13 protein-coding genes are annotated in these 13,569 nt (G+C 40.4%); 3 read left to right on the plus strand and 10 right to left on the minus strand.

All coding sequences use genetic code 11. The features are described from left to right. Positions 1-41 precede the first annotated feature (41 nt). The 3 genes from KQ486_RS04900 to KQ486_RS04910 all read right to left on the minus strand — a co-directional run bounded on the left by KQ486_RS04900 (position 42) and on the right by KQ486_RS04910 (position 4,957). A complete protein-coding gene (locus KQ486_RS04900; protein ID WP_216686944.1) occupies positions 42-1,907 on the minus strand; it encodes a DUF262 domain-containing protein in 1,866 nt (621 codons plus the stop codon). Positions 1,908-2,017: 110 nt separating this feature from the next. Further along, complete coding sequence (locus tag KQ486_RS04905) at positions 2,018-3,481, minus strand: o-succinylbenzoate--CoA ligase (RefSeq protein ID WP_216686945.1); 1,464 nt, start codon at positions 3,479-3,481, stop codon at positions 2,018-2,020. A gap of 210 nt (positions 3,482-3,691) precedes the next feature. Continuing rightward, positions 3,692-4,957 carry a thermonuclease family protein gene (locus KQ486_RS04910; RefSeq protein WP_216686946.1) on the minus strand — a complete coding sequence of 422 codons (1,266 nt, stop codon included), beginning with the start codon at positions 4,955-4,957 and terminating at the stop codon, positions 3,692-3,694. Positions 4,958-5,543: 586 nt separating this feature from the next. Here KQ486_RS04910 and KQ486_RS04915 point away from each other — a divergent pair. Beyond that, a complete protein-coding gene (locus tag KQ486_RS04915; RefSeq protein ID WP_274236138.1) occupies positions 5,544-5,771 on the plus strand; it encodes an AbrB/MazE/SpoVT family DNA-binding domain-containing protein in 228 nt (75 codons plus the stop codon). Between the two features lies 1 nt (position 5,772). Continuing rightward, the gene (locus tag KQ486_RS04920; protein ID WP_216686948.1) at positions 5,773-6,108 is read left to right on the plus strand and encodes a type II toxin-antitoxin system PemK/MazF family toxin; all 336 of its coding nucleotides are present in this window, start codon (positions 5,773-5,775) and stop codon (positions 6,106-6,108) included. A gap of 29 nt (positions 6,109-6,137) precedes the next feature. Here KQ486_RS04920 and KQ486_RS04925 read toward each other — a convergent pair whose 3' ends face one another. The 7 genes from KQ486_RS04925 to KQ486_RS04955 form a co-directional block, all read right to left on the minus strand. Further along, entirely contained in the window at positions 6,138-6,731 is a 594-nt protein-coding gene (locus KQ486_RS04925; protein ID WP_216686949.1) for a class I SAM-dependent methyltransferase, read from the minus strand. 214 nt (positions 6,732-6,945) lie between these two features. Further along, positions 6,946-7,764, minus strand: coding sequence for a 1,4-dihydroxy-2-naphthoyl-CoA synthase (gene menB, locus KQ486_RS04930; protein ID WP_144163438.1), 819 nt, complete (start codon positions 7,762-7,764; stop codon positions 6,946-6,948). Positions 7,765-7,776: 12 nt separating this feature from the next. Beyond that, on the minus strand, positions 7,777-8,598 hold the full coding sequence (gene menH / locus KQ486_RS04935) for a 2-succinyl-6-hydroxy-2,4-cyclohexadiene-1-carboxylate synthase (RefSeq protein WP_144163439.1): 822 nt from the start codon (positions 8,596-8,598) through the stop codon (positions 7,777-7,779). Positions 8,599-8,603: 5 nt separating this feature from the next. Beyond that, positions 8,604-10,331 (minus strand): 2-succinyl-5-enolpyruvyl-6-hydroxy-3-cyclohexene-1-carboxylic-acid synthase, encoded by a 1,728-nt coding sequence (menD, locus tag KQ486_RS04940; RefSeq protein ID WP_216686950.1) that lies wholly within the window; start codon positions 10,329-10,331, stop codon positions 8,604-8,606. Further along, positions 10,332-11,723, minus strand: coding sequence for an isochorismate synthase (locus tag KQ486_RS04945; protein WP_216686951.1), 1,392 nt, complete (start codon positions 11,721-11,723; stop codon positions 10,332-10,334). Positions 11,724-11,860: 137 nt separating this feature from the next. Continuing rightward, entirely contained in the window at positions 11,861-12,058 is a 198-nt protein-coding gene (locus tag KQ486_RS04950; protein ID WP_144163442.1) for a YwbE family protein, read from the minus strand. A 164-nt stretch (positions 12,059-12,222) separates the two neighbouring features. Continuing rightward, positions 12,223-12,414, minus strand: coding sequence for a hypothetical protein (locus tag KQ486_RS04955; RefSeq protein WP_216686952.1), 192 nt, complete (start codon positions 12,412-12,414; stop codon positions 12,223-12,225). Between the two features lie 210 nt (positions 12,415-12,624). Here KQ486_RS04955 and KQ486_RS04960 point away from each other — a divergent pair, with 210 nt between their 5' ends. Further along, positions 12,625-13,560, plus strand: a complete 936-nt coding sequence (locus KQ486_RS04960) for a 1,4-dihydroxy-2-naphthoate polyprenyltransferase (RefSeq protein WP_216686953.1) — start codon at positions 12,625-12,627, stop codon at positions 13,558-13,560. Positions 13,561-13,569: the final 9 nt, after the last annotated feature.

The following is a 13,569-nucleotide window of genomic DNA, read 5'->3' on the forward strand; positions in this document are numbered from 1 at the left end:
ACAGAAGTTCCATCAATGCAGATGAAACTTCTGTTTTAAAATTAATCTTTTATTAATAGGTCACGAACTACTTCGGCAACTTCATCCGAACGCTTGACTATTGCATCCTTGTTAAATAGCATATTTTTCTCGTTTTCCCCTAAGTAAGTGCTAAATTTTTCATTGATTATGTCAATATTTTCTCGTTGTCTACCACTTTTCACAGCATATTCAATTTCTCCAGTAATTCTTCTTGTGAGGAGGAAATCACTTTGTGTAAAATGTGCTTTCTTTTCAACTGGAGTTTTATTTGAAGCAGATGTGTTAGGGCTCCCTAATAATAACGTTAAATTTCCAATTCTATTGAGATAATTTTTAAAATCATTTTTATCCTCAAAACCATGCTCTTCATAATACTTTTCTGGCAGTTCTTTAGCTAATACATGTTCTACAGTGATCTTATCTTTTTTATATTTATCTTTAATAGCAATCTCATTATCTGTAGAATAATATTCAATAAATTTTAGAAGCTTTTCAGCTTTTCCTATGGGCTTTGAGCTACTTCCTCTCTCAAACCTTCTAATTCTTATCGTTTGATAGGCTTCTTCTGCTTTAGAGTGAATAATCTCTTTTAACCTCTTCTTAAAATTGTCGTAAGCTTTTTCAGCATTCTCTTCTTTCTCTTTTAAATAAGCACCAATTAAGCCTGGTAATTCTCTCTCAATGAAGTGTGTTTGCGTAAAAGAAAATAGAACTGCAGCTCCGAACTTAATAGCTAAGTCTAACACTTCTTCCCTGGTATTCTTATCAGCATCATAAAATGGTATTAATAATGCATAAAGTTGCTTAACACTTATTATATTAACAAAGAATTCTAGTTTTTCTTTGTTGTCCGTGAATGAGTTATTATTTTTATAGTGAATATCTCGATAAATTCTTGCACTTCTTTGTAGGTTCTCTGATAAGTCTATGTATTCTTCTAGACTTAAATTATTTATCATTTTACTCTTTGAGAAGAAAGGATATAATTGTTCAACTTTCCTATGCTCACCGTACTTACCTAGAATGTAGTGTTTTAAGAATTGATTTTCATTTATAAAGTGCTTTTTGTTTTCAATTAAATTATTTAAAAAGTTAGACCAATTGTCACTAAAATTTTCATATTGAGTTTCATTAATATCTAATTCATTTACTTTTTTGAGCAAAAAGTTTTTAATTAAATCTGTCTGGTTTAGCTTAACACCACGATCATTTAGTATTTCAAACAGCTGAAATGCTTTGTGTTCATTAGGAGCAATAGTTTTTATAACGCTTACCTTTTTCTTTAAATAACTACTAAAGTTAATAACTTGTTGGTCCGTTAATGAATCTATTGCTTCAGATAATTGCTCATATACATCTATTACATTTAGATCTGCCTTTGACTCTTCAGTTTCACTATACTCTTTATCTTTTAAAATTTTGTCATAGGTTTTACCGAACACTATACTTTCATGATGTGTTAATCGATTAACATAATGATCTTCATCAATAGGCTTTTGATATCCCGTTAATAAGTTATTTGCTAAACCGCTATATTTCATTAAAAGTTGGCTGTTGGTGGAATGAGCTTTAGCAATGGTTAAAACTCTTTTATATAAGCAGTGTACTAAAAGAGTTAAAGCCGTGATTCTTTGTTGTCCATCTACAACTTCAAAAACCTTCTTATCTTCATGTTTAATAACAACAACATTACCTAGTAGGTATCCTTCAAGATTTTCATTTTTCGTTCTAAATTCATTCGTATCTATTAAAAAATCAGAAATTAAGTCTTCAGCTTGCTCTCTTCCCCAAACAAAACTTCTTTGGTAATCTGGAATAAAATATGTGTAATCTGACTCCATCAATAAATCTCCGATTGTTTGAATCTTGGAATCGATATTAGTCAAATTGTTCACCTCTTTCATCTTCACTTTACAACTTGTGCAAATATTTGACAAGATCTGCGTTTATTTAATAGATTTAAAAAGCCAATCTATGAAATAGATCATTTCATTAATTATTTTTCACTCAACCTATTCCTCATCAACTTCCTAGAAGCATTCCTCGGCAACTCATCAATTTCATGAAACTCTTTCGGCACTTTATATTTCGCCAAGTTTTTCTCACAATGATCTTTCAATGCTTCGGATGAAAACGTCTCTTCTTCTCGGATGACGACGAATGCGACGGGTACTTGTCCCCAACGTTCATGTTTTTTCCCAACAACTCCGGCATCTTTGACAGATGGATGTGATTTTAATACGGATTCAATTTCTGCCGGATAGACGTTTTCGCCTCCAGAAATGATTAAGTCTTTTCTTCGATCGACGACATATAAGAATCCTTCTTCATCCAGGTATCCTAGATCTCCTGTTTTTAGCCAACCGTCATGAATGGTTTCTTTGTTAGCATCTGGGCGGTTCCAGTAGCCTTTTGTAACGGATGGACCTTTCATGAGTATTTCACCGACTTCACCAATCCGACATTCTTCAGCATCATTCATGATTTTTAATTGCCCAGGAAATAATGGTTTGCCTGCAGAACCTAATTTTCTTAATGCATTTTCTTCATCCAGCGTGCAAAATTGCGAAGCTGTTTCCGTCATTCCATACGTTTGGAAAACGGGTATGCTTTTCTCCTTGCTCGATTCTAATAACGATTTCGATGCTGGTCCGCCACCGAGCAACATGCAACGGAAGGTCTCTGGGTATGATTCATTTCCCAATCGTTCGACTAATTCTTCTAACATGACAGAAACGGCCGACATTGTCGTAACACCGCGATTCATGATGTCTTCGTGCACATTTTCGACATCAAATCGCTCATGCAAGTGAGCGGGTATGCCGTATATCACGCTACGGAATAAAATGGATAGTCCACTCACGTGGAATAGTGGCACACAGAGCAACCAGCGGTCATCTGCATTCAGTCCAAGATTCAAGACAGATCCATTCGCATTCCACCAATGGTTTCCGTACGTAAGCTGAACGCCTTTTGGCAATCCAGTTGTGCCACTTGTATAGAGAACCGTCGTTACGTGGTCCAAATCAAATTCAGCGATTCCTTCGTCTACCTTTCCTTCAAAAGAAAATTGCTCGAAAGATACGCTATGTAAATCGACTTCGACAGTTAGTTCATCAACGACAGACCGAAAGCCTTCTTGGAATAATAGGTGAGTCACTTCACCATCTTTTAGTTGAAATAAAAATTCATTGACGGATAAGCGTGTATTTAATAGAAACATGACCGCACCAATCTTTTGCAGTGCATGAATCATGACAAACATTTCATAGCTATTTTTGGATAATACAGCAACATGGTCGTCTTGTTTGATTCCTTGTTGTTTCAGTTGATATGCATATTGACCTGCATGTTGGTCTAGTTCTTTAAATGTATAACGTGTATCATCACTTAAGACAACCGCTTCTCGATCCGGTGTCATCATCGCACGTTTCGTAAGCCATTGTGGCATGATTGTCATTCTCTCATCCCCTTGGTGTGTAAGTATGTATATCGTCTATTGTAACATCTGAACTAGTTCTAAGTAATTTCTTTTATATTAGTAAGTCAAATTATAAACAAAGAATTCTGATTTTAATTTGATTTTCAAGCCATAAAAATAACCCCCTCAGAAGTGTTTCTCGAGGGGAATCAACTCTTTGTATATAACCCATCATTCAATCTGGCAATCTTAACTCAAACTTTCACAAACGGCCCCATCACCATCTCGATCTAACCGGTGAGGATCTTGTTCTGGACCGCCAGCAGCCTCGAAAAATGCCTGGGCGTTTTTTTGTCTATCAAAGTCTCCGCAATTCCGATCCTTGCCTTGTGGATTATATGGTCCGTTATAGGCTGAAGACCCTGAAGTTTTCGTTTCAGTGGATGCCGTAGAAGAATTGTTCGATTGCTTGGTTTCGGTTTCAGATTCGACAGCGTTAAAACCATCCGATTGTACATAACCCTCGATACTCCAAATGCCTCTCTTTGCGTTTACTGCTTCCGATTGAGCTTTCGTGAATGAACTCATATGCGTGTAAGGGGGGTCATAAACGTACGCTAGTCTGGCCAAACCTTCTCTTAGAAGCATTTCATTAAAGTTTTTACCATCAACCCACAAGTAAGCCAATAACCGTCCGTATTTATCCCGTTTGGGGCCATCATACTCTACTTGAACCTTCTTGCCCGATAACGTTTTCTTCGCAAATGAAGAGGCTTCTGGTCCAAATGCTTGGACGGGAAGTGATGGGTGGACAGTTTCAGGTGTGTCGACTAATAACAAACGAACACTTTCGATCGTTCCGTTTAAGTTAATTCCAATCGTATCACCGTCTACGATACGAGTTACAGTGGCCGTCGTCCCTTTGGTTTCATTGGATGGGCGTTTGTCTGATTCTGAATCCGTCGACTCGTTCGTTGACTCATCATTCGATGGATCGGATTCTTTTTCATCCAATGTCTTGGAATCATTCTTGTTTTCTGTATTGTTTTGTTGTTTTTCTTCTTGTTTGTTCACTGACGAGGAATCGGATTCTTCATTCGCGTTTTCTTTTTCCTCGTTATGTATTTCTTCGCGATTGTCTTTGTTTTTCGACTCAGCCGCGTTTTCATCTTCATTTTTATTTTTTTGCTCTTCAGATTGTTCTTCTGCATTCTCTGTTTCTTCAGTCTCTTTCTGTTCAACTGCATCCTCTTGTACTGTCTCTTGGTCAGTCCGTGGTTCCTCAACAGGATCTGTCGTTATTAAAACGATAAGAAAGCTTGCTAAAAATACCGGGAACAAAACTTTCATTGCACTTATTCGATTTGAGAATTTCAGTAATGAAGGACGGATTAAACCGATGATCATCGCAACTAAACTTAATAAAAATAGTAATGAAAATAAAAATACGAAGCCCTCTTTAAGACCACCAATAAAAATAAAACTTCCCAAAAGTAAAGGTATGAATACTTTCATGGCGCTTTTTCTACTTGAAAAATTTATGAAAGAGGGACGGATTAAACTAATGATTATGCCGATGAAGCTCAACATAAACAGGATTATTAAGAAATTGTCCATTCAAATCACTCCTGTAGTTTCTTATGTCTAGTTTCCGAAAAGAAGTTTTATGTATAAATGTTGTTTTCACAAGGATTCGGAATATGCTTGTTGTCGATTGATCACTACAGTCAATTTTAGAGATAACTAGAATATGTATACTGCTGCTAATCTCGGTCGGAATGTTCCTTGCATTGAACGTCTCTGGTAACTATAAAAAAAACCCTCAATAGCGTTAGTACGGCACTGAGAGATTATCCAACCTATAGCTACTAGCCATTTTTCACTGGGTTCGGTCTATACGACCATTCCGTGTAACTGCATGGGTGGTGAATTGTAATATATGATCCACTGCACTTTGGTTTACATTGTATCATGAGTTTCCTGTCTATACACTACTTTAAGTATCATTTCTACCTCCAATGTATATACTAGAGTATACATTTAGTGGTGGGAGTGTGGTATAATGGAGCCAAACGAGGAAACAAGGAGGTATCATATAACTGTGAAAGCACAAAAATGGGGAAATAGTATTGGAATTCGTATACCTTTTAAGTTAGCTGAGAAATATGGGATTGAAAAAGGAACAGAATTAGAAATTCGGGAAACGAATAATGGAATTTATTTAAAACCAAAAGGTAAGCCAACTTTAGACGATCTACTAGCTCAATGTGAAGGTGAAAACCCTTATAATGAGTTTTTTAACAAATCAGTCGGGAAGGAAGAATTATAATATGAAAGTTCCAGATCGAGGGGATTTTATATATTTAGACTTTTATCCACAAACAGGCACCGAGCAATCGGGCAGAAGACCTGCTATTGTATTATCTCCAGCGAAATTTAATCGTGTAACTGGTTATGCAACCGTTTGTCCTATTAGCGGAACAAAACGAGAATGGGGATTCAACATTCCTATACCAGAAGGTTTTGCTGTCGAAGGAGTTATCATTAGCGACCAAGTTAAAAATTTAGATTGGAAAACCAGAAATGCAAAAATAACAGGAAAAGCACCGAATGATCTTGTTAATAAGGTTGTTCAGGTGATACATACTTACATTTACGAAGAATAATAAATTAATGAACTTTCCACCTTACTTTTTTATTTCTCATTCCTCGCTCGAATCTCCAAAAACAATCCTTTAAAATGCTCGTCCACTTGCTCTACACGAAAGCCATTCTGTTTGATGATTTCCAATGTATTGCGGTTGAGATGGCAGCCATCGCATAGCCGTTTCCAGACAGGTGTCACCACATCTTGTAATCTACCAACGAATGGTTGATCTAGCCGAACGTGTTCCAAAAACAATACGGGTGCATCATATTTAGCCACGCGTTTTATTTTCTGAAGAGCTTGGTTTAAATCAGTGACCGAGCAAAGCACTAACGTTCCGACAACGACATCGAATGTATTGTCATCAAAAGGTAACTGTTCAGCCGTCGCATCGACTAATTCGATGGGTACAGTCGCCTCGCTTCGCTTTTTCTCTGAAAGCTCTCTCATCGATTTGTCCGGTTCAATGGCAATAACTTTTTCGGCATTTTTATAATATGGAAAGTTCGCGCCTGTCCCTGAACCGATTTCCAAAACTGTTCCGTGTTGATTGGAGACAAGCTTTTTCCGTATTTTTCCGAAGCGTCTTTGTTCGACAGGCTTCATCACCCTGTCATATGCTTTTGAAAATAATGTTCCCATTTAGAATCCCTCTTTTACGTCTTTTTCAAAAATAATCACTTCTTCTTTTTCGAATTAAACATGATGGCGATAATAAAGATGACAAATACGGCGGCAAAGATTGAAGAGTCCATTGTATTCACTCCGTTCTCCTTATCGATTTGGACCTTTTTATTTCGCAATATAATGAAAAAGACCACACCTAACCGTAGATGTGATCTTTGTTTTCTGCGACTTATGGGAAGCGAGGGAACTGGTCGAAGTCCGGTTTGCGTTTTTCTTTAAATGCATCGCGGCCTTCTTTCGCTTCATCAGTTGTGTAGTAAAGTAGTGTTGCGTCTCCGCCCATTTGTTGCAGTCCTGCCAAGCCGTCTGTGTCAGCGTTGAAGGATGCTTTTAGGAAGCGTAGTGCAGTTGGTGATTTTTCGAGCATTTCGTTACACCATTGGATTGTTTCTTCTTCTAATTTTTCTAGTGGTACGACTGTGTTGACTAAGCCCATGTCTTCCGCTTCTTCTGCACTGTACTGACGGCATAAGTACCAGATTTCACGTGCTTTCTTATGTCCTACCATACGAGCAAGAAGTCCTGCGCCGTAACCAGCATCGAAGCTTCCTACTTTTGGTCCTGTTTGACCGAATACAGCGTTGTCAGCAGCAATCGTCAAGTCACAGCATACGTGTAAGACGTGGCCGCCTCCGATTGCATATCCGGAAACCATCGCTACGACTGGTTTAGGGATGACACGAATCAAGCGTTGTAGGTCCAATACGTTTAAGCGTGGCACTTCGTCTGTACCGACATAACCACCGTGTCCACGAACAGACTGGTCTCCACCGGAACAGAATGCTTTGTCTCCTGCACCTGCAAGAACGATGACACCTACTTCTTTGTCATCACGTGCTCTTGTGAATGCATCGATCATTTCTTTAACCGTTAATGGCGTAAACGCGTTACGCTTTTCTGGTCGGTTAATGGTAACTTTTGCGATTCCGTTGTATTTTTCGTAAATAATTTCTTCATAGTCTCGAACTTTTGTCCATTCGACTGCCATATTGTTTTCCTCCTACGTATGTGTTTTATGTTTCATATGGATTTGTAAAAATTCACTTACTATTTTAACAAAAGAATGGAGATTTTCCACGTGAACTGCATGACCCGCTTCTTCAACAATGTTCAACTCCGCTTGTGGCAAGCGTTCAACCATTTTTTGATTGATTGCCGTAAATTTCTCATCGAGCTTACCCGTAATTAAACATGTCGGAAGGTTCAGTTGTTCTAAACGGTCCCATAAAGACGGCATGACTCCGGTTCCCATCGTTTGAAGCGATAGCGCAAGTCCGTGCTCCGTTTGGATGAGTCGTTCTTTTCGAATCGCTTTTTGAATGTCGTTCGGTAAAGACTTTTGCGTTTGGAAGAGCGGGATATTTTCCCAATAGTCGACAAATCGCTCGATTCCTTTTTCTTCGATAAATGTAGCCAGTTCTTCGTCTTTCTTTTTTCGTTCGGCTCGCTCTTCTTCCGATTCAAGTCCTGGCGATGCACCGACCAAGGTTAAGCTTTTGACACGGTTCGGGTACCGGTCTGCCAGGAGCATAGCGGTGCGGCCACCCATGGAATAACCAACTAAATGAAAGCGATTGAGCTCTAATTGATTAATGACTTCAATCAATTCATCGACATAGCCTTCCATCGTTTTTTCATCACGAATGAGGGTTTTTCCATGGCCTGGCATGTCAATTCCAATCCACTGACAAAAAATGTCTGATTGATTCACAAGATTTTCCCATTGTTTGGCGGTCCCGGTAAAGCCGTGTAGAAGTACGACCGGTTCGCCAGCACCTGCCAGCCGGACAAAATATTGTTGATTTCCTACAGGTACAATCATTTCAATCAACCTTCTTTACTGATACTTTCTGCAATGCGTTGCCATAACGCTCGGTGATGTTGTTTGTTTTCATCACGCTCTGTTACGACTTCGATGATTTCCATTCCCGTAATTGGCTGTTCCAGCAGCTGTTGTAATTCTTTGGATCTGGTCGGTTGGTGATAGTGATAGCCGACCGCTTCAGCCAATGCTTTGATCGGCGGGTTAAATGGCGTGCCGAACAATGTTTCAAAATGATCTGCTTCACTGTTTTGTGGCAAGAAAGAGAAGATCCCGCCTCCGTTGTTGTTGACGACGACAACACGTAGATTCAGTTCATATTTTCTTGCGATAAATAATGCCGTGTAGTCATGTAAAAAGGATAGGTCGCCAAGAAATAGGGTTACGGCTCTCCCTGTCGCTGCAAATCCAGTCGCTGTTGAAATTAATCCGTCAATGCCGTTCGCTCCACGGTTTCCATGGATGCGGATTTTTTCTTTTTTGGTGAGTGAGAATGTATCTAAGTCACGGATTGGCATGCTGTTACCGACGAAAATAACGTCTCCGGTAGTAGCCGCTTCGGTTAATTCATATGCGACTTTGCCTTCGGTTAACTGTTCCCCATCAACCGATTCGTGAATCTCTTTCATCGCTGCTTCATCCATTTTTGTCCACGTGTCTAACCATGCCGGGTCACCGGTTGGCTGCACAGGTGATTTCAACATTTGTTGAACGAGTTCATTTGGTTCACTGTAGACCATCGTCGTTTCCAAGCTTGCCGGTTCACGGTATCCGCTCGCTTGATCAACGACGATATGGTGTTTCAGTGGAATCGCTTGAATCCATTTCAAATAAGGCTTTGATACAGGCATCGCACCGAAGCGAAGGATAAAATCTGGCTCAAAGCTGCGCCCGAATTCTTCATCTTTCAAAATGGCATCATACGTTGAAATCACTTTTGCGTTTCCGTTATTTCCGTGACGAACATGCGATAATACGTCCGCGAAAATAGGGATGTTCCATTGTTCTGCCAATTGGTGGATGGCTTCAACGTCTGTATCACCCGGCAATTCTCCACAAACGATGATGCCTTTTGATAAATCTTTTAGTTGATCGATCAATGTTTCGGTCTGACTTGGATGTAGCTGTTCATGTCCGGTGATTCCTGTCACATATTTGCCCGATGCATTGCCCCAAAGATTTTCCAATGTGAAATCCGGAATAAGCGGATCTCTAAAAGGAAAGTTCAACTGAACAGCACCTGGTTGGGTCGCTTCCGCTTGGCTATATGCTCTTGCTGCTTGGCGTCTCGCATACGCTACGAGCGATGGGTTTGCTTCTGGAATTGCCATTTCGTGGAAATGTTTTACGTAGTCGCCATACATTTTGATTTGATCAATTGCTTGCGGTGCCCCGTTATCGCGAAGTTCATGCGGACGGTCCGCTGTTAAGACGATTAAGGGTACACGGCTATAATACGCTTCGACGATGGCCGGGTAATAGTTCGCCGCAGCCGTTCCAGATGTACAGACTAATGCGACGGGTTTTTGTTTTGATTTCGCCATCCCTAAGGCAAAGAATGCAGATGAGCGTTCATCAAAATGCACCCACTCCTGAATGGTTGGGTGCTCGGTAAAGGTCAATGCTAAGGGAGTCGAGCGAGAGCCCGGCGAAATGACGACATGTTCCATTCCGTTTTGGGCTAACTCATCGACAAAGTTGGTTAAATATCTAGACGCTTCTCCCATATTCATTTACTGCGTACCTCCCAAAGCATCAAGCATTGGTGTAAACTTGATCCGTGTTTCTTCGTATTCCGCTCGTGGGTCAGAATCTTTTACGACACCACAACCTGCGAATAACGTAGCTTGATTTTCAGTAATGAGTCCCGAACGAATCGCGACGGCGAATTCTCCGTCGAAATTTGCATCCAACCAACCGATTGGGCCCGCGTACCAACCACGATCAAACGGTTCTTTTTCATCGATAAATTGAAGGGCTTTGTCACGCGGTTCTCCACCTAATGCCGGTGTGGGGTGTAATTGTTTCACCAAATCCAAAATCGTTGCATCGCTTTTCAATGTAGCTGTCACTGGTGTAAAAAGGTGTTGCAACGATTTCAATGGATAAATGACGGGTGCGTCGGGAATATCAAAGCTTTCGACATAAGGAGCGACCGACTGCTTGATCATTTGCACGACATAGTCATGCTCTTCACGATTTTTCTCATCGTTTAACAGCTGCCATGCGAGCATTTCATCATCTTCCTCTGTCTTTCCTCGAGCGGTTGTCCCAGCAAGGCAGGCCGATAACAATTCATTTCCTTTTACTTGAACGAGTCGTTCCGGTGTTGCACCGATAAATGCGTCGTCCTCCTGCTCAATGACAAATACATAGCTATTCGTCTGCTTATCGATCATTCGTTCAATGACTTCAGCAAGTGGAATTTCGTGATCGAATAAAACGTCTGTTTTTCTCGCCAATACGACTTTTTCAAGTGCTTGTTCACGAATGGCATCGATTGCTTCATTCAATAAGTTTTCCCAGTGTTCATACGTAAATTGATCATGCATCGATTGCACCGTCGGTAAGGTTACCTCAATGGATGGCTTGCTCAGCACCTTTTTCATTTCGGTAAAACGGTTTGCGATTTCATTTACATTCGTTGTCGCATCAATCGTCGTATGGTGCGTTAAGTATGTCTGACCGTCTTGTTCTGTCAGCATCCATTTCGCTAAAATCATCTCACCAGAAGCGAATGCTTTCCACGTGTCGTCTGTTTGATTGATGTGATCCATAAATGAAAAGCCGCCAAATAAAATGGGACCTGTTCCAGCTTCGCCCGCTTCAGGAAGCAAGCAATTCTCCAAATACGCTTCCCATTGCTTTCGAATGGACTGGAAACGGTCCTCACCTTTTTCGGGGGTCAATCGTTTATGTGCACCGACACCCGCGATTTTCATATCGCCAGTCGGATTTTGCCAAAACATTCGGTCCCCTAAGTTTTTCGTTTTCTTGAAAAACTGCAGGGCAGATATATGTTCGATCGGTTCCACAAGGGATACCTCAATTTGTTTACGGTTCGTTATATAAGCCGTTGCTTGATTTAATTGGTCATGCACGGATGTTTTCTCAATTTGAATCATGCATATTCCTCCACCTATTCTCATTAAAAACGGTCCACCCTATATTGTAAGTCTTTTTGCGGATGTGGACAAGAATAAGCACCGAAGTGAAGGTTGGGAGGCTGAGGAAATGAAGAGAGGAATTTCCTTGTTTTTACTTATTCACCGATGATGTTTTTCACTCGGCCAACTTGTCCGTCTTGTAGTCGAACTTTAATTCCGTGTGGGTGTTGGGCTGACTTGGTCAATATGTCTTTTACAATTCCACGCGTCGTTTTTCCAGTTCGTTGATCTTGTTTTAGAACAATATCAACCTCTATACCTGGCTGAATGTTTTTGCGTTCTTGTCCGTTCATCTGTTCACTTCCTTTATGTCTTCGTGATTCGGTTTAGTTTACTGTATTCGTGGTTCAAAATCAATGGGAAAAATATTATAACGACTTCTTTTCAAATTGCTTTGTTAAGATTCGTTGTTGATGATTCAATATTGATTTCTTCACGTTTTATCGATGGCTTTTCTCTATTTTTCGACGGCTTCGATCCGGTTTTCGACGGCTTCACACGATTTTTCGACGGCTGCGCTCCGGTTTTCGGCAGCTTTGCCCGGTTTTTCGACGGCTTCGATCCGTTTTTCGGCGGCTTCAAACGGTTTTTCGACGGCTTTGCTCAATTTATCGACGGGTTCTCCTGGTTTATCGACGGCTTTGCTCAATTTATCGACGGGTTCTCCTGATTTATCGGCGGCTTCATATGGTTTATCGGCAGAACGATGTTACCCATAGGACGTGTGTGGTTTTAACATAGCCTTTCAATTAAGCTTCAATCAAGTTTCGAAAGTTGTTCACATTGACATCCAAGTAGGCATTCTCTAAACTTATTTTAGATTAATCAACGTATTATTTGGGAGAGAGGGAATTGTTTCATGTCCAGCGATAAATCCATCCGAGATGCACTTCAAGAAAAATCGGGCTTTCAAGTGTGGTGGCGGATGATTCGACCACATACATTGACGGCTTCATTTGCACCTGTTTTTATTGGCACGATGATTGCCAGCTTGGAAACGGGACTACATTTTGGTTTGTTTATTGCCATGTTACTAGCATCGATGCTAATCCAAGCGGCAACCAATATGTTTAATGAATATTATGATTTTAAAAAAGGACTCGATAACGATCAGTCCGTCGGAATCGGCGGGACAATTGTTCGTGACGGCGTTTCACCAGAGCGAGTTCGGAATTTGGCCTTTATTTTTTATGGAATCGCCGTTTTATTAGGTTTTTACATCTGTTTAGAAACGACGTTCTGGATTGCCGTCATCGGCTCGGTCAGTATGTTATTCGGTTACTTATATACTGGCGGTCCAATACCGATTGCCTATACGCCGTTCGGTGAAATTTTCTCCGGATTTTTTATGGGTACTGTTATTATCGGCATTAGTTTTTACATTCAAACCGAAGTTGTGACCGGAGAGTTACTTCTATTGACGATTCCGATTGCTGTATTGATTGGAGCGATTTTGCTTTCCAATAATATTCGTGACTTGGAAGGCGACAAAAAACACGGCCGGAAGACGCTTGCGATTTTAGTCGGCCGTGACAATGCGATTCGCGTACTTGCTGGGTTTTTCATCGTCGCCTACTTATGCGCCATTATTTTTATGGCGATCGGCATGATGCCAATCTGGGGTCTGATTGTCTTTCTCAGTGTGAAAAAAGCATATGATGCCGTGAAAACGTTTAAAGAGAATGAGACACCTCTTGAAATGATGCCGGCGATGAAATATACCGCGCAGACGAATACGTTTTATGGTTTGTTATATGGATTATCTTTCTTGCTTGCTCATGTTTTTACACTCTAATCGAATAAG

The sequence above is a fragment of the Allobacillus halotolerans genome (assembly GCF_018967645.1).
In the GTDB taxonomy this organism is placed as follows: domain Bacteria; phylum Bacillota; class Bacilli; order Bacillales; family Alkalibacillaceae; genus Allobacillus; species Allobacillus halotolerans.

Coding starts and splice junctions, on each gene's coding strand:
- KQ486_RS04905 (WP_216686945.1), bottom strand. CDS start 3,481: ATGACAATCATGCCACAATGGCTTACGAAACGTGCGATGATGACACCG.
- KQ486_RS04910 (WP_216686946.1), bottom strand. CDS start 4,957: ATGAAAGTATTCATACCTTTACTTTTGGGAAGTTTTATTTTTATTGGT.
- KQ486_RS04920 (WP_216686948.1), top strand. CDS start 5,773: ATGAAAGTTCCAGATCGAGGGGATTTTATATATTTAGACTTTTATCCA.
- KQ486_RS04925 (WP_216686949.1), bottom strand. CDS start 6,731: ATGGGAACATTATTTTCAAAAGCATATGACAGGGTGATGAAGCCTGTC.
- menB (WP_144163438.1), bottom strand. CDS start 7,764: ATGGCAGTCGAATGGACAAAAGTTCGAGACTATGAAGAAATTATTTAC.
- menH (WP_144163439.1), bottom strand. CDS start 8,598: ATGATTGTACCTGTAGGAAATCAACAATATTTTGTCCGGCTGGCAGGT.
- menD (WP_216686950.1), bottom strand. CDS start 10,331: ATGAATATGGGAGAAGCGTCTAGATATTTAACCAACTTTGTCGATGAG.
- KQ486_RS04945 (WP_216686951.1), bottom strand. CDS start 11,723: ATGATTCAAATTGAGAAAACATCCGTGCATGACCAATTAAATCAAGCA.
- KQ486_RS04950 (WP_144163442.1), bottom strand. CDS start 12,058: ATGAACGGACAAGAACGCAAAAACATTCAGCCAGGTATAGAGGTTGAT.
- KQ486_RS04960 (WP_216686953.1), top strand. CDS start 12,625: ATGTCCAGCGATAAATCCATCCGAGATGCACTTCAAGAAAAATCGGGC.